The 15,424-nt window shown below is 62.0% G+C and carries 10 protein-coding genes and 1 pseudogene; 7 read left to right on the forward strand and 4 right to left on the reverse strand.

All coding sequences use genetic code 11. The features are described 5' to 3' along the window. Positions 1-32 precede the first annotated feature (32 nt). Positions 33-614 (reverse strand): YceI family protein, encoded by a 582-nt coding sequence (locus K3725_RS20810; protein WP_260018813.1) that lies wholly within the window; start codon positions 612-614, stop codon positions 33-35. Between the two features lie 151 nt (positions 615-765). On the opposite strand from K3725_RS20810, the gene K3725_RS20815 reads away from it, so the two are divergent. The 3 genes from K3725_RS20815 to K3725_RS20825 all read left to right on the forward strand — a co-directional run bounded on the left by K3725_RS20815 (position 766) and on the right by K3725_RS20825 (position 11,694). Continuing rightward, a complete protein-coding gene (locus K3725_RS20815; RefSeq protein WP_260018814.1) occupies positions 766-1,209 on the forward strand; it encodes a MarR family winged helix-turn-helix transcriptional regulator in 444 nt (147 codons plus the stop codon). A gap of 710 nt (positions 1,210-1,919) precedes the next feature. Further along, on the forward strand, positions 1,920-11,147 hold the full coding sequence (locus tag K3725_RS20820; RefSeq protein WP_260018815.1) for an Ig-like domain-containing protein: 9,228 nt from the start codon (positions 1,920-1,922) through the stop codon (positions 11,145-11,147). A 118-nt stretch (positions 11,148-11,265) separates the two neighbouring features. Continuing rightward, a complete protein-coding gene (locus K3725_RS20825) occupies positions 11,266-11,694 on the forward strand; it encodes a LuxR family transcriptional regulator (RefSeq protein ID WP_260018816.1) in 429 nt (142 codons plus the stop codon). 392 nt (positions 11,695-12,086) lie between these two features. Here K3725_RS20825 and K3725_RS20830 read toward each other — a convergent pair. Continuing rightward, positions 12,087-12,206: pseudogene (locus K3725_RS20830) on the reverse strand (CBS domain-containing protein); the annotation flags it as partial. A gap of 98 nt (positions 12,207-12,304) precedes the next feature. Here K3725_RS20830 and K3725_RS20835 point away from each other — a divergent pair. Then, entirely contained in the window at positions 12,305-12,607 is a 303-nt protein-coding gene (locus K3725_RS20835; RefSeq protein WP_260018817.1) for a MarR family winged helix-turn-helix transcriptional regulator, read from the forward strand. 76 nt (positions 12,608-12,683) lie between these two features. On the opposite strand, the gene K3725_RS20840 is transcribed toward K3725_RS20835, so the two are convergent. Together K3725_RS20840 and K3725_RS20845 are read right to left on the reverse strand one after the other, a co-directional pair. Then, positions 12,684-13,097, reverse strand: coding sequence for an immunity 50 family protein (locus K3725_RS20840; protein WP_260018818.1), 414 nt, complete (start codon positions 13,095-13,097; stop codon positions 12,684-12,686). A gap of 72 nt (positions 13,098-13,169) precedes the next feature. Further along, the gene (locus K3725_RS20845) at positions 13,170-13,694 is read right to left on the reverse strand and encodes a CBS domain-containing protein (RefSeq protein ID WP_260018819.1); all 525 of its coding nucleotides are present in this window, start codon (positions 13,692-13,694) and stop codon (positions 13,170-13,172) included. A gap of 112 nt (positions 13,695-13,806) precedes the next feature. On the opposite strand from K3725_RS20845, the gene K3725_RS20850 reads away from it, so the two are divergent. The 3 genes from K3725_RS20850 to nqrM all read left to right on the forward strand — a co-directional run bounded on the left by K3725_RS20850 (position 13,807) and on the right by nqrM (position 15,401). Next, positions 13,807-13,995: a hypothetical protein gene (locus tag K3725_RS20850; RefSeq protein WP_260018820.1), complete on the forward strand. Its 189-nt coding sequence runs from the start codon at positions 13,807-13,809 to the stop codon at positions 13,993-13,995. 91 nt (positions 13,996-14,086) lie between these two features. Beyond that, positions 14,087-15,121, forward strand: coding sequence for an FAD:protein FMN transferase (locus K3725_RS20855; protein WP_260018821.1), 1,035 nt, complete (start codon positions 14,087-14,089; stop codon positions 15,119-15,121). 34 nt (positions 15,122-15,155) lie between these two features. Further along, a complete protein-coding gene (gene nqrM / locus K3725_RS20860; RefSeq protein ID WP_039174020.1) occupies positions 15,156-15,401 on the forward strand; it encodes a (Na+)-NQR maturation NqrM in 246 nt (81 codons plus the stop codon). The last annotated feature ends 23 nt before the right edge of the window (positions 15,402-15,424 follow it).

Below are 15,424 nucleotides of genomic sequence, written 5' to 3' on the forward strand. Positions count from 1 at the left end.
TGTACACCCCCCGTGCACCGGCTGGCCAGAAATCACTCCGCCTTCAGCTCGCTGACGATCTGGATGGTGATCGGCCCGGTGGAGAAACCGCCGACGCCGAATGCCTGGTGGTCGATTGTTGTGGTGGCTTCAAACGCCGCCCAATCGCCTTGGTAGTATTCGATCGCGCCGCCCAGAGGATGCGGGCCGAGGTGGGTCATGGTGGTATCCAGCACCACGGACTGGGTGGTGCCATGAATGGTCAGGTCGCCGGTCACCTTGGCGGTCTTGTCGCCGGTCTTTTCGATCCCGGTGCTGACAAAGGTGATCTCGGGGTAGGTTGCGACCTCCAGGAAGTCGGCGCTGGACAGGTGGTCGTCCAGCGGCCCGAAGCCGGTGGAGACACTGTCCGCCTTGATGGTCACATTCAGGGTGGACGCTTCGGGGTTTTCCGGGTCCAGAACCAGGGTGCCCTGGGCGTCGGTAAACTCGCCGCTCTGCATCGAGACGCCGGCGTGGCTCCAGCTGAAGCGAACCTCAGTATGGCCCTGGTCGGTCTTGTAGGTGGTGGCGGCAAAGGCGGCGGGGGCGGCCAGCAGCGCCGCTGCAGCAAGGGAGGCAATCCTGATCATCATGGCAGTCTTCCTGTCGGATGGGGTTGGGCCGGGAACGGCTCTTGTTACGTGAGGATGCGATTGATCCGGGATGGATGCTATGACATCTATCTGCTTGCATCCACCGGCAACGGCGGAACCTCTCCCTTGTTCACCAACTCGTGATGACCGCATGACACCCAGCAAACGCGAAACCGCAATCTGGATCCTGCTGAACCGCGCCCACCGGCAGACCCACCGCGATATGGAGGCCAAGCTGCGGACGGCGGGGCTGCCGCCGCTCAGGTGGTATGATGTGCTGTGGGGGATCGAGATGGCCGGGGAGGACGGCGTGCGGGCCTATGAGCTGACCCGCAACCTTCTGTTCGAGCAATCCAACCTGTCACGCATTCTGGCCCAGATGGTGAAACAGGGGCTGGTGCGTGAAACCGTGTTTCAACGGGACCGCCGCGGCAAGCTGCTGCATCTGACAGAAGACGGCGCGGCGCTGCGGTTGCAGATGTGGCAAATCTACGGTGCGGCGATCAAACAGGCGATGGAACCCTTGGACAGCGCGGAGGATCTGGAGGTGTTTCTGGAACGCCTGCAAAAGACCGGCGGCGGGCCGTTTCCGTGACCATCAGGCGCCGGGTGGAAAAGACCTTTCGCTGCCGGCCAGGGCAGAACTCTGGATTGCAGGCTGCCAGACTATTCTGAGGCGAACCGGGTCTTCAGTATGGGGCATGCGAAAAAATGGATGGCCGGACAAAGCGTGAATTCGCTGCGTTCTGATTCAACGGCGGCAAGGTGCGCTGTTTGCCTGCAGGCTTTCCCGCGTGGGCGGCAAGTTGCCGTTCCCATGAGTGCGCACCCAATTCTCCGGATCGTTGTAAGCCGGTATTCCAGTGCGTTCGAGATTGAGGGCATTCACCAATGCACCGCCACTCTCGTGCGATTTCAGAAAACGAAATCGGCATGAACCGTTGACAGGGGAGCCTTCGCACTCCCGCACAGCCAGAGCCAGCTGAAATAGAGGTAAACCGGCATATTGAGCGGTGCCTATACCTAAGGTTTATGCGCTGCAGACCGTTAGTTTATCCCTTCTGACCGGGGGTTTATCCCTTCTGACCGGGGGTTTATTGCGGCTGCGCCGGAGCCTGTGGCAGTCAGTTGGGAGACGGTGCAGAAGCACCGCGGGTGCTTGCTGCGGCAAGGTCTCGAGCAGAGAAAAACGCTACGCTGGAAACTATGACAGGGCGCTTTCAGGCGCCTTTTTCCGCCTGCGCACATCGGTTCTCTGACGCAACAGTTGGAATTCCGGCACGCCGGAAATGCAGGAGAGAACGGGTGGTCAAGACTGTCACGACGGATGCCGGAGCCTTTGCGGTTTACGAAGCCTACCTGCGGGCAGCCGAAGGCGGCAGCGAGCCGCTGCTGGATCTGAGCGATGCAGGCTTTTACGGCAGCAGCGGCCAGGGAATGACCGCGGCCGAGCTGCAGCAGGAGAATATTGATATCTCCGCGGCGCTGCTGGCCGGCGAGCAGGGCTACGGCGGTGCCAACCCGCTGTCGGTGGAGGCCGTCAGTCAGATTGCCGAGTCGCTGCTGGCGCAGGTCAGCCAGGTCTCCGGCCTGACCGCTGAGCCCAATGCCAATTTCACCGATGCCGAGCTGCAGGCGCGGGCGGATCAGCTGTCTGCTGATATGCTGGCGGAGTTCCAGGCGCAGATTGCGGCCAATCCCTCTGTTGCGGTGGTATTGCCCAGCACGCCGGAGCAGGAAGCCCAGTTCAACCAGGGTGTGGTGACGGCGGTCAAGGATCTGGCTGACGCGCGGGGCTACTTTCAAAAGCTCGCGGCTGGCGATACCAGCCCCGAAGTGATCGGGCTGACGGTTGCAGCGGCAGTAAAAACCGCAACCAGCATTCTGGCCGTTCTGCCGCTGCCGCCGGCCGCCAAGGCGGCAGTTAACATCGTCAACTTTGCTACCTATCTGGCGCCCGGCATTGCCGCGGCGGTGAAGGGCGATGGCGATCCGGCCGCCCTGCTGACCATTGGCCTGCAGATGGCCACCTCGGTTCTGACCTGGGGGGCGTCAGACTATTTCTTTGACTATATTGCTCCAGTCATCGTGTCAGCTGCTGTGAACGCGGAGCTGGGCGCAAACGGGGTGATCGATCTGTCGCCAACGGCGATTACCCAAGGGCTGGTAGAGGCAGCGGTGCATGACAACGGTGGCACCCTGCCTGACTGGTGGTACAGCGCCACCGGCGGCAGCGGCAATTTCGATCAGACCTATCAGCGTGCGCAGTCAATTGCTGACTCTTACGGCAGTCTGCTCAACCCTCAGAGCTATATGGCCAGCCTGTCGGCGCAGTTGACCGCGCAATACGCAAGCTACGGAAATTATTATCAGGAACTGACCCTGAATCTTGACTCCAACCTGGGTCCGCAAAGGTATTATTTCTCGCAGAACGGCGGCTTGACCTACCGGCCGTTCTTTACGGCCTCCAATATCATTCTTCCCGGCGTCGATCCCAATACCTCGAACCCCTGGGACCTGATCAGTGTGATCAACGCGCCTGTTGGCATCAACGGCGGGCTTTACGTGCTGGAGAAGGACACCGCAGCCTTCTCGGCCAGCAATGCGGCGGATACGGTCTTTGCCCCGGCAGGCCGCCCGGTCAATTTGCTGGCGGGCGATGATACGTTCAACTTTGCCCAGGATGCCGCGGGCGGCACCGGTGTCAGCCCCTATTATCAGACTGTCACCGCCGGGCTGATCGACGGCGGCGATGGTTTTGACACGCTGAGCACCCTGGGCCTGACCGAGGGCAACGCTGCGGGCTATACCGGCGATATCGTCATCGACCACAATACGGTGCGTTATGTCACCGGGCCGTTCTACGGTCTGGATGCGTCGAACTTCCGCACCATTGCCACGCACCGTAACTTCGAGGAGTTCCACACCGGCAGCCTGCGCCTGTTCGACATGCGCCAGTCCGCATACGCGGTGAAGCTGGTGACAGAGAATGCGACGGACGGTGTTTCGCAATCTCATATCTATGGCTCTGCCTACGGCGACACGCTGATTGTTGACAGCGGCCGCAGTGTCACCGCCCGCATCACACTGTGGCAGGGTCAGGTCACCTCGGTCAGCTATGGCGACAACAGCAGCCAGCTGATTGCGGTCGACGCAGGCGCTGGTCATGACTATGTCGCGGGCGAGCTGGTCAATGGGGCCTCATACCAGGGCGGTGCAGGTATCGACACGTTTGAGATCCTGACCCCGGACGTGAACCGCGCGCCGGAGCCCAGTGTCATTGCCAACACCTACTTCGTGACCTCTCTGGATCTGGAAACCGGTGCGACATGGATGCGGACCCACGCGGTGGGCAATTCAATCCACTCCTGGATCACCACGCCGCATTATGACGTTCTGGTCCACACCGACACCACCGCCACGGTGCAAGGGTTCGAATGGGCCGTCGGCAGCCAGTACAGCGACATTATCTATGCGCAGAATGCGGGTTCGCGCATCCGCGGCCAGGCGGGCGACGACACGCTGCACGGGCGCGATGGCCGGGACCAGCTTTATGGCGGCGACGGCCATGACTCGCTGCTGGGCGGCGGCGGCACCGACCGGCTTCAGGGCGGCAACGGCAACGACACGCTGGACGGCGGCGCGGGCCGCGATGTCATCATGGGCGGCAGCGGCGACGATGTCATAACCGACCTGCAGGGAGCCAACCTGATTTCCGGCGGCGCGGGCAATGACCGCATCACCACCGGGGACGCCGCGAACGAGATTTTCGGCAGCAGCGGCAACGATACCATCACAACCGGCAATGGTGCCAACACGATCTCTGGCGGGGCCGGCAATGATCGCATCTACACCGGCAGCGGAAATGACAGTGTCGATCTCGGCGCGGGAGTAGATGAAGTCCTGGCCGGAGCGGGTGATGACACAGTTACTGACACCTGGGCCCCGGGAGGTCTGATCTCCTACTACGACCGTCTGACGCTTCAGCCTGTGTACCGCAGTGCCACCGTGGATGGCGGCGAAGGGTACGATGTTCTGACCCTGGACATCAGCGGCTCATCCATGCTGTTCACGGATTTGGCTATCTTCCGGTCTGAGAGCTTTTCTTACGATTTTGTCACTGGCGTCAGCCACGGTGCTCTGCCCACCAGCTATGTCAATTTCGAGGAAATCCACCTGACCGGCGGCAATATCACCGTCGATATGGTGGATTGGCTGGACTACGAGCCGGACTTCTGGCCATCGATTGCAGGCCATGACCTCAACAACGCGATCGGCACCGGCAGCGGCAATGACAATGTGGCGCTGGGGGCGGGCAACGACACCTATTACGCGGGCCTGGGCAATGACACCATTGCCGGGGAAAGCGATTACGACACGCTCGACTACAGCCGCCTGGATGCGGGGTATACCGTCGATTTCTCCGGGCTGGATGCCAATGGAAATGGCTCCATCCGCATTCTGAACAGCGACGGCACGCTGGCGGCAACGGATACGGTGTCCGGCTTTGAGGCGATCACCGGCACCGCCCATGGCGAGGCGATCGCGCTGGATACGGGCGACAATGAGCTCCGCGGCGGCGGCGGCAACGACACCCTGCGCGGCGGCGCGGGCAACGACCGCTTCCTGTTCGGGTCGAACGACGGCGCGGATGTGCTGCCGGATGCGGCAATCGGCGATGTGCTGGTGTTTGAAGGCCCGGACAGCAGCGCGGCGCCGTCGCTGGCGCGCACCGGCAGCGCCGGGAATTACACCTATACCGTCACCTTCGGCAGCACCACGGCGACGTTTTCCTCGCCTGATCTGCTGGACCTGAATGCCACTTCGGCCAGCGCCGGCGGCATCACCACCTGGGAGATGACGGTGGCGGACGGCACGCTGGTGGCGCGCGATGACAGCGGCGCCGCCTTCAACACCGATGAGGACACGGTGCTGACCACCGGCGACGTGCTGGCCAATGACACCGATCCGGGCATCGCCAATGTGCAAATCGTGTCCTTTGACGCCGTCTCGGCGCACGGCGCCACGGTGACGCGGGTGCCGGGCACCGGCCAGTTCACCTATGATCCGGCCAATATCTTTGACGGGCTGATCGACGGGCAGTTTGCCACCGACACCTTCACCTACACGATTTCCGACGGCACCACGACGACCACGGCCACCGTCACCATCAATATTGCAGGCTTCACCGACAACCCGGTCGCCTATGCCGACAGCGCCACCACCAGCGAGGACGCGCCGGTCACCATCGACGCGCTGGCCAACGACCTGGACCCGGGCGCGCAGGATGCTGTTGTTTCGCAGTATGACAGCACCGGCACTGGCGGCGGCACGGTGGTCTACAATGGTGACGGCACCTTCACCTATACGCCGGGCGCAGGATTCAACAGCCTGGGCGCAGGCGAGACCGGCACCGATACCTTTACCTATACGCTGGACGACGGGCGCTATGCCTCCACCACCTCCGTCACGGTGACGGTGACCGGGGTGGACGATCCCTTTACCGCGCAGGACGACAGCCGGGTGGTGCTGGAGGATCAGGTCCTGACGCTGGACGTGCTGGCCAATGACATCGACCCCGACGGTGATCCCGTCAGCCTGGTGAGCGTGGGCACGCCCAACGTGGGCACCGCCGAGATCGTCAATGGCCAGATCGTCTATACTCCGCCGCTGAACTATAACGGGCCGGTCACCTTCACCTATGACGCCACCGATGGTCTGAGCACGCAGACAGCCACGGTCTCGCTGAATTACGTGGCGGTGGATGACGCGCCGACCATCGTGAATGACACGGTCACCGCCACCATCGGGCGCGGGCCGGTGGTGATTGACGCGCTGGCCAATGACTACGACCCGGAAGGCGGGGCGCTGACGATCTGGGCGGCAAATGCCTGGTCCTCGCAGGGCGGGGCGGTGCAGATCGTTGACAACCAGATCGTCTGGAACCCCGCATCGAACTTGGGGCCTGGGACCTATCAGCTGTACTACGGCATCCGCGATGACGCGGGGCACGTCACCTACAACGGGCAGATCGACGTCACGCTGATCAATGAGCAGGCGCCCTATACGGTCAACTATATCCTGACCGCCGCAGAGGATGTGCCGTTCACTTTCACCGGCACCGAGTCCTATTTCGACCGCAACGGCGACACCCTGTCGGTCGTCAGCGTTCAGACGGAGAACATCGCCAACGCAACCGTCGCCCAAAACCCGGACGGGACGTATACGGTCACACCGGATGCCAACTTTGTCGGCATCGTTTACGTGCCGGTGGTTGTCACCGATGGCCTGCATGAGGTCACCCATACCCAGCAGATCGATTTCCGCAACACCTATGATCCGATCACCCTGAACGGCGATACCTACCGCATCCGGCCGGATGAGCTGCTGACCGTGAGCACGGTGGATCTGCTGGCCAATGACGTCAATCCGGACGGCGCCTTGAACGGCTGGGTGACGTCCGTCGGGCTTGGGGTCAACGGCACCGTCACCGGTTATACCGGCGAGAGCCAGAGCATCAATTACGCGACCTCAAGCCACCCGGGCATCATGACCGGTCCCAGCGCTATACTACTGGAACAGTGGGGCGGGCGGGTCAATTTCACGCCGGATGCCGGGTTCCACGGGATCGCCAGCTTCCAGTACAATTTCTTTGAGAGCGCGATCCACGCCTATACCGCCGTCAACGGCACCGTCACCGTCTATGTCGACAATGATGTGGCCGCCGCAGACGACACCGCCAGCACCGCCGAGGACACTGCCGTCATCATCAATGTTTTGGCTAACGACAGCGATGCCGATGGCGATGCGATGGTGGTGCACCGGGTGGATCAGCCCGCCAACGGCACCGCCGAGGTGCTGGCGGACGGCACCATCCGGTACACACCGGACGCCAACTTCAGCGGCACCGAGACGATCACCTATTACGTGGGGTCTGAGTTCCAGCCGGAAAGCGCGGCCAGCACCGCGACCATCACCGTCACGGTGACACTGGTCACCGATGCGGTCACCGCGGTGGATGACAGCGTCACCACAGCGGAGGACCAGCAGGTCGTGCTGGACCTGACGGCGAACGATCTCAATCCGGACGGGCTGGGCGGCGCAGTGCTGTCTGTTGGCACGCCGGGGCATGGCGCTATCGTGCAGAGCGGCCAGACATTCACCTATGTGCCGGATGCCGATTTCAACGGCACCGACAGCTTCAGCTACACCCGCGAGGACGGGCTGGGCGGCACCACCACCGCAACAGTCACCGTCACTGTGACCGGGGTGAATGACGCGCCTGTTGCCAATGCCGACAGCGTGACGGTGGCAGAGGACGGTAGCCTGACCTTTGACCCGCGCAGCAATGACAGCGATCCCGAAGGCACCGCGCTGAGCATCACCGGCCTGGGCACGCCCGCGCATGGCAGCGTTCAGATCAACGCCGATGGCACCGTGACCTATGTGCCGGATGCCAACTATTTCGGCAGCGACAGCTTCACCTACACGGTAAGCGACGGCGAACTGACTGCGACAGCCACCATCACCGTGGCTGTGCAGCCGGTGCAGGACGCCCCGGTGGCGGTGAATGACAGCGCCAGCACGGCGGAAGACACCGCCGTGGTGATCGATGTTGCCGCAAATGACATGGAGCTGGACGGCGAGGCTCTGACAGTTACCGCCGTCACTGGCGCCGCCAATGGCCAGGTGCAGTTCAGCGGCGGCCGGATCACCTATACGCCGGATGCGGATTTCAACGGCTCTGAGCAGCTGACTTATACAGTTTCGGACGGAAATGGCGGCACCGCCACTGCAACGGTGGACATAACCGTAACGCCGGTGAACGATGCGCCGGTAGTGGTGAATGACACATCCTCCGCAGCGCAGAGCGCCACGCAAACAGTGGCACCGCTGGCGAATGACAGCGATGTGGACGGGCTGCAGCTGAGCATCACCGCTCTGAACGGCACCGCGGTGCAGCCGGGGCAGTTTATCAGCCTCGCCAGCGGTGCGCTGGTGTTCCTGAACGGCGACGGCACGGTCAGTTTCTTCCCCGGCGGCAGTTACGACCACCTGGCGTTGGACCAAAGCGCCATTGAAACCGTTACCTATACCATCTCGGATGGCGCAGGCGGCACCTCCTCTGGCACCATCCAGTTCACCGTGACCGGCATCAACGACGCGCCTGTTGCGGCGCCGGACAGCGCTGCCACGCAGGAAGACACCGCGGTGACGGTGGGCGTGCTGACCAATGACTGCGACGCAGAGGGCAACCCGCTGACCCTGACAGCGGTAGCAGACCCGGCGAACGGCACGGTGAGCTTCACTGCAGGCGGCAGCATCACCTTTACGCCGGATCAAAACTTCAACGGCACAGAGGTGATCACTTACACCGTGTCTGACGGGCTGGGCGGCAGCAGCACCGGCACCCTGACAGTCACCGTGGCCCCGGTGAACGACCTGCCGGTGGCGGCAGATGATGCGGTCTCCACCAATGAGGACACCGCCGTCACCATCGATGTGCTGGCCAATGACAGCGATGCGGAGACAGCCAATTTGCTGGTCACTGGCACCACTCAGGGCGCAAATGGTACTGTAGAGATCGTGAACGGCCAGCTGGTCTATACGCCGGATGCCAATTTTCATGGCACCGACAGCTTCATCTATACGGTGAACGACCGCCAGGGCGGGAAAGCTGAAGCCACGGTCACGGTCACCGTGCAGCCGGTGAATGACGCGCCGGTGGCTGCAGGCGACACGGCAACCACCAGCGAGGACAGCCCGGTCACCCTGGCGCCGCTGGCCAATGACAGAGATGCGGAAGGCGGCGTGCTGGCGATCACCGCACTGGACGGCACCCCGGTGACCGAAGGCGGCAGCGTTACCCTGGCCAGCGGCGCCATTGTCACTCTGAACGCGGACGGGACCGTCACCTTTGATCCCAACGGCGCTTATGACAACCTGCAGCCCGGCGGCAGCCCGGCGGTGGTGCAGATCCCCTACAGCATTGCCGATTCCGGCGGGCTGGCGGACTCCGGCGTGATCGAGATCACGGTGACCGGGGCGAACGACCCGGCTGCATTCTCGGGCCAGCTGAACGCGGCGATGTCCGAAGACGGCGCCGGCACCAGCGGCCGGATCGCCGTCACCGATCCGGACAGCCTGCAGCAGATGACCCCGGGAAGCTATACCGGCAACTACGGCAGCCTCAGCCTGGCGGCGGACGGCAGCTGGAACTACACCCGCACCGCAGTCCTTGATTACCTGGAGCCGGGCCAGAGCGTCATTGACAGCTTTGCCCTCACTTCAGCGGATGGAACGCCGGCCGCCCTGGAGATCACCATTGAGGGCGCGCTGGATCATCTGGCCATCACCGGCACAGCCGCGGGCGAGAGCCTGACCGGGGGCAGCGGCAACGACACTCTCTCCGGCCTGGGCGGTGATGACACCATGACTGGCATGGGTGGCAATGACATCATCGAAGGCGGCTCTGGCTTTGACTATGCTGCCTATCTTGGCAACAGCGACGAATTCACCTTTGCCCTTGCAACAGACGGCCGCGGCATTCTGGTAACGGATTCCAACGCGCTTGACGGGCTGGATGAGGGGACCGATCTGCTGTTGGCGGGCACTGATGCCATCGTGTTTGCAGATGATGCGGTCGGCAGCATCGTCTGGCAGGGGGACCAGGCGGTGTCGATGGAATTGCGTCAGAACGGCCAGCTTATCTCGCGGCTGGGCGAAACAGCGGACGGGCTGGGGAGGGCCGTCACCTATCAGGACGGTGTCGTGGCAACTGTGACTTTCACAGATACCAGTGCGGACGGCAGTGCGCAGCCTTGGGCGTCGCTTACCCGGACCCTCAACAGCAGCGGTCAGGTGGCGCAAAGCGAAATCGTCTTTGACAATGGCACGACCCGTTCGGTTGTGAACAACTACGAGAACGGTGTCCTGGCCACCCGCACGCTGACAGACGGTGCAGGCAGCGCCAGCAGCGCCCGCTGGCAAAGCATCCAGCGCAGCATGGATGCCAGCGGCAATGTCCTGCAGTCAGACATCGTCTATGACGACGGCACCACAAGATCCGTGCAGAACAGTTTTACGGATGGCATCAGAACCGGTCAGGTTTTAACCGACGGGGACGGCGCGCAAAGCGGTGCCCGCTGGCAGGCTATAGCCCGCACTTTTGATACCAGCGGCAACATTCTGAGCACCGAAGTGAATTTTGACGATGGCACCTTGCAGATGCGCGAGAACACCTGGAGCGGCGGTGTCCTCGCGGCACAGGTCATTACAGACGGCACCGGTACGCAAAGCAGCGCCAACTGGAGCCGTCTGGAGCGCTTTTTTGACGCGGACGGCAGCTTAGCCCGCAAAGTCATCAATTGGGACGATGGGGACCGCACGATTGCTCTCTATGACGCTGGAATTCTGACAACACTGACCCGCGAAGACCTGAACGGCGACCAGCCGTTCGATAGCAGAACAACGGTCTTTGCTCCGGATGGATCCATTATTGATACAACATTTGTCTGGGATGTGATCGGGTAGGCTGCGCAGTCTTGATCAGCCACTTCCGGGCCGCAGCGCTGAAGCGGGCCCGCGAATGATAAGTAATGGCAGCAAGGTTAAAGCGGCATTCGCGATCATTTCGGCCTGTGCTGTTCTGATGCTTGTTGAGGGCCTGATCGAGATTGCCGATCCGGCCTGGTGGGAAGATTGGGAGAAGTATCACTTCCTGGAGCTTCTGGTCACAGTAGGCCTGCTGTTTGCCGTTGCTTTCCTGAGCTTCGAAGTCCGGGCGATGCGGCAGGCCGCCGATACCATGGCGGCAAAGCTGGAGGCTGCGTCCGGCTCGTTCAATCAGCTGCTGGAAGCGCACTACGATGCCTGGGGGCTCACACCAACCGAGCGGGAGGTGGCGCGGCTGGTGCTTAAGGGCTGTTCCAATGCCGAAATCGCCGAGATCCGCAATGCCGCGACCGGAACGGTCAAGGCTCAGACCCACTCGATTTATGCCAAGTCCGGGCTCTCAGGAAAGAGCCAGCTGATGGGTTTCCTCTTGGAAGAGCTGACGGATGGTCACTCTTTGAAGTAGGCAGTGTAGCGAAAACGCCCGGCAGCCGTACATTCGCTTCAGAAAATGCAGCGAGCGGGTGCAGTCATGTCTGGCCAGACGGTGTCGCTGCTAAGGAGCTCAGGGCTGCAAAGAGCCTGTTCTTTGCCGTTTAAGCTTGCGCCCCTCCGCCAGAGTCCGGTTCCAGGGACGCTTTCCTACAGCAAGCAAATGCGGGCCCGGTGCCCGTTTGGGCCGGCATTGTTTTGGCCAATGGCGGCTTCCCACGCATTTCACCCGTCAATGTCTCGCGCAGCATCGGTCAATCCGGACTTAAACCGGTGCTCTGCTGCATCAGGCGTAACTGGCAGTAAATGCGGCAAAGCCTGCTGCCGGAGGTGATCCGCCCGAAGGCGGACCATCAAGTTTGAGCCTCAGCCGACGATCATCTGCTTCATGCGCAGGGCTTCGTATTCCAGCTCCTTCAAGCGGAAGTTCACCACGTCGCCGACGGTGATCATGCCCGCGAGCTTGCCGTCCTTCAGAACCGGCAACGGTGGAACCGCCGCCCTGTTCACCGACTCGTGAAGACGTGATAACGCCCGTCCCCCTGCCGCCGCTCAGGTGGTATGATGTGCTGTGAGGGATCGAGATGGCCGGGGAGGACGGCGTGCGGGCCTATGAGCTGACCCGCAACCTTCTGTTCGAGCAATCCAACCTGTCGCGCATCCTGGCCCAGATGGTGAAACAGGAGCTGGTGCGTGAAACCGTGTTTCAACGTGACCGCCGCGGCAAGCTGCTGCACCTCACAGAGACCGGCGCGGCGCTGCGGTTGCAGATGTGGCAAATCTACGGTGCAGCGATAAAACAGGCGATGGAACCCTTGGACAGCGCGGAGGATCTGGAGGTGTTTCTGGAACGCCTGCAAAAGACCGGCGGCGGGCCGTTTCCGTGATGAAAAGAAACTGACAGCGCCAATCAGAATATAACCTTACAGCGCCGTTACTTGGCACAAATTGGTTGAGCAGTTTCTATGGTTTTCCTGGAGTATAGCTGACGGAGACTGCTTGGGCTCGGATAACCCCGGACAGTCCAAATACCGGCTCGATCTGTAGCTCGTAGACGCCTGTATTCTCACCGGAACGAACCCGTTTCAGGGACAACCCGCCGATGACATTCTGATGGTTGAATCCTTCAATCTCTAGTTCGAAAATCCGATCCATCGTAAACGTGACAACCGCATGTTTTTCTAGACGATAGTACCCATTTTCTATCTCACTGGTCATGTTCCTGGTGTGTATGGACAGTTTGGACTTGCCAGAGCGCTTGAGATGTAAATCAAGAACCTCAGCATCATGGAAACCGGGAACCCGCCCGAACCACTTAATCAGTTCCGGCCCGCCGTCGACAGTGCCGAAAGCCGAAGCGGTTGCATCTTCATTCATTTCTGAAACTCTTGCCACAATTCAATCCGCGGGAAGGAAAGCGCGATCACCGCCGGCCTTCCCGCGTCCAGTTTAGCCGACGATCATCTGCTTCATGCGGAGGGCTTCGTATTCCAGCTCCTTCAAGCGGAAGTTCACGACGTCGCCGACGGTGATCATGCCCGAGAGCTTGCCGTCCTTCAGAACCGGCAGGTGGCGGAAGCGGCCCTCGTTCATCACCTTGGCGACGTCAATCAGCAGGTCGTCCGGCGCGCAGGTCTTGACCTCGCGCGTCATGATCTCCTCGACCAGCTGCGGCAGTGTGTGGCCCGGCGTGTCCGCCAGGCGGCGCACGATGTCACGTTCCGACAGGATGCCTTGCAGCGTGCCGTTCTGGTCGGTGACGACCAGCGCGCCGATGCGCTTTTCCTTCAGCGCCTCCACCGCGTGGCCAACTGTGTCATTGGGGCGGATTGCAAAGATCGCGTCGCCCTTGGCATCCAGCAGACTGGCGACGGTCGATTGGCCGTGTGACAAATTCGACTCGGCCGACTGGCTGTGGCTTTCCTGCCCGGCCTTGTCGCCCCGGGTGGGAGGCTGGTATGAGAACGGTGCCATGCGCGGGGTCTCCTCCTGTATCCTGCATCAGGTCATGCCCCCATCTTAACGGCGGATTATGATCCGGGAAGGGGCGAAATGACGCGAGCGCTAACAACAGCGGAAAAACAACATGTTCGAAAGCCTCTACCTGACCCCCGTGACCGGCGCGCTGACCGTGTTCCTGGTAGTGGTCTGCGGCCATCTGTACCGGCAGAACTGGAAGAGTGAAGCGCCCAACGCGCGGCTGCGGGCCTGGCTGTACGGGCTGCCGGCGGCGATTGGCCTCTTGGCACTGGCTTTTCTGCCGCTGAAGTTCTGACATCCCCTCTGACGCCCTGTTTGACTCTGCCGCGGGGCAGGGGCATAGCTGCGCCAGTTTTGCTGCCGGAGGTTGCCGAATGCCCAGCTTGATGCCCAGAAAACTCCTGACCGCCCTGACCCTGCCCGCAGTGCTGGCCATGTCCGGCTGCTGGTTCGGCAGCGATCCGGAAGAGGTGCGGCTGACGGGCGAAACCATGGGCACCACCTACAGCGTGATTGCGATTGGCGAGGATCTGGACGCCGGGGCGCTTGGGTCCGCAGTCGAGGGCACCCTGGCGTCGGTCAATGCCAGGATGTCGAACTGGGATCCGGCCTCGGAGGTTTCCACCTTCTCAGCCGCGCGCAGCACGGCGCCGGTGCGGGTGTCTCCTGAGTTTGCCCATGTGCTGGCGGCGGCGGGCGACGTGCACGCCAAGACAGGCGGCAAGTTCGACGTGACCCTCGGCCCGCTGATCGAGCTGTGGGGCTTTGGCCCGCGCAAGCCCGAGGACCCGGTGCCGTCAGATACGGCGATTGCCAAGGCGCTGGAGGGCGTCGGCCAGGCGCGGCTGCTGGTGCTGGATGCGGACGCCGGAACGCTCAGGAAATCTGCGCCGGAAACCGGCATCAACCTGTCGGCCATTGCCAAAGGCTATGGCGTGGATGCGGTGGCGGAAGCGCTGCAGGGGTTTGGCGTCGAGCATTACATGGTCGAGATCGGCGGTGATCTGGTGACCAAGGGCGAAAACGCCAAGGGCGAGGCCTGGCGCATCGGCATCGAGAAACCGGATGCTGCAGCGCAGACCGTGCAGCTGATCGTGCCGGTCAGCAACTATGGCCTGGCGACCTCAGGCGACTACCGCAATTACTTCGAGCATGAGGGCACCCGCTATTCCCACATCCTTGATCCAGTGGCCGGGCGGCCGGTGACCCATGCGACCACCTCTGTCACGGTGATCGCAGAAAACGCCATGCTGGCGGATGCCTGGGCCACTGCAATGCTGGTTCTGGGCCGCGAAAACGGGCTGAAGCTTGCTGAGGAGCATAAACTTGCCGTGTTTTTCATTGATCGGGACGTGCAAGCCGGGCCGGATGCCTATATGACAGCGGCAAGCAGCGCGTTCGAGGCGCTGACCGCAAACTAACGCCGCGCACCAAGCATCCTGCGAGGGACACCACATGAGCACCTTTCTTCTGGCCTTCATCCTGCTGCTGATCGTCACCCTGGGCATGTCACTGGGGGTGATCCTGATGGGCAAGAAGATCAAGGGCAGCTGCGGCGGCCTGAATGCGATCTCGGGTGCCGACAAATGCGTGGTCTGCTCCAAGGATGTCGACCCCGACAGCCCGCTGCGGGACAAGCTGCAGTGCAAGCGCGCGCGCAAGATGGTCGAGCAGATGGAACGCGAGGCGCAGCAGGCCTGAGCCGGCTGCGGCGTCCAGTTTCA

The sequence above is a fragment of the Leisingera sp. S132 genome (assembly GCF_025144465.1).
Taxonomy (GTDB): domain Bacteria; phylum Pseudomonadota; class Alphaproteobacteria; order Rhodobacterales; family Rhodobacteraceae; genus Leisingera.

Bases quoted from the DNA above. Each gene is read 5' to 3' on its own strand.
- K3725_RS20825 (WP_260018816.1), top strand. From the start codon at position 11,266: ATGCTTGTTGAGGGCCTGATCGAGATTGCCGATCCGGCCTGGTGGGAA.
- K3725_RS20855 (WP_260018821.1), top strand. From the start codon at position 14,087: ATGCCCAGAAAACTCCTGACCGCCCTGACCCTGCCCGCAGTGCTGGCC.
- K3725_RS20835 (WP_260018817.1), top strand. From the start codon at position 12,305: ATGGCCGGGGAGGACGGCGTGCGGGCCTATGAGCTGACCCGCAACCTT.
- nqrM (WP_039174020.1), top strand. From the start codon at position 15,156: ATGAGCACCTTTCTTCTGGCCTTCATCCTGCTGCTGATCGTCACCCTG.
- K3725_RS20845 (WP_260018819.1), bottom strand. From the start codon at position 13,694: ATGGCACCGTTCTCATACCAGCCTCCCACCCGGGGCGACAAGGCCGGG.
- K3725_RS20815 (WP_260018814.1), top strand. From the start codon at position 766: ATGACACCCAGCAAACGCGAAACCGCAATCTGGATCCTGCTGAACCGC.
- K3725_RS20810 (WP_260018813.1), bottom strand. From the start codon at position 614: ATGATGATCAGGATTGCCTCCCTTGCTGCAGCGGCGCTGCTGGCCGCC.
- K3725_RS20840 (WP_260018818.1), bottom strand. From the start codon at position 13,097: ATGAATGAAGATGCAACCGCTTCGGCTTTCGGCACTGTCGACGGCGGG.
- K3725_RS20850 (WP_260018820.1), top strand. From the start codon at position 13,807: ATGTTCGAAAGCCTCTACCTGACCCCCGTGACCGGCGCGCTGACCGTG.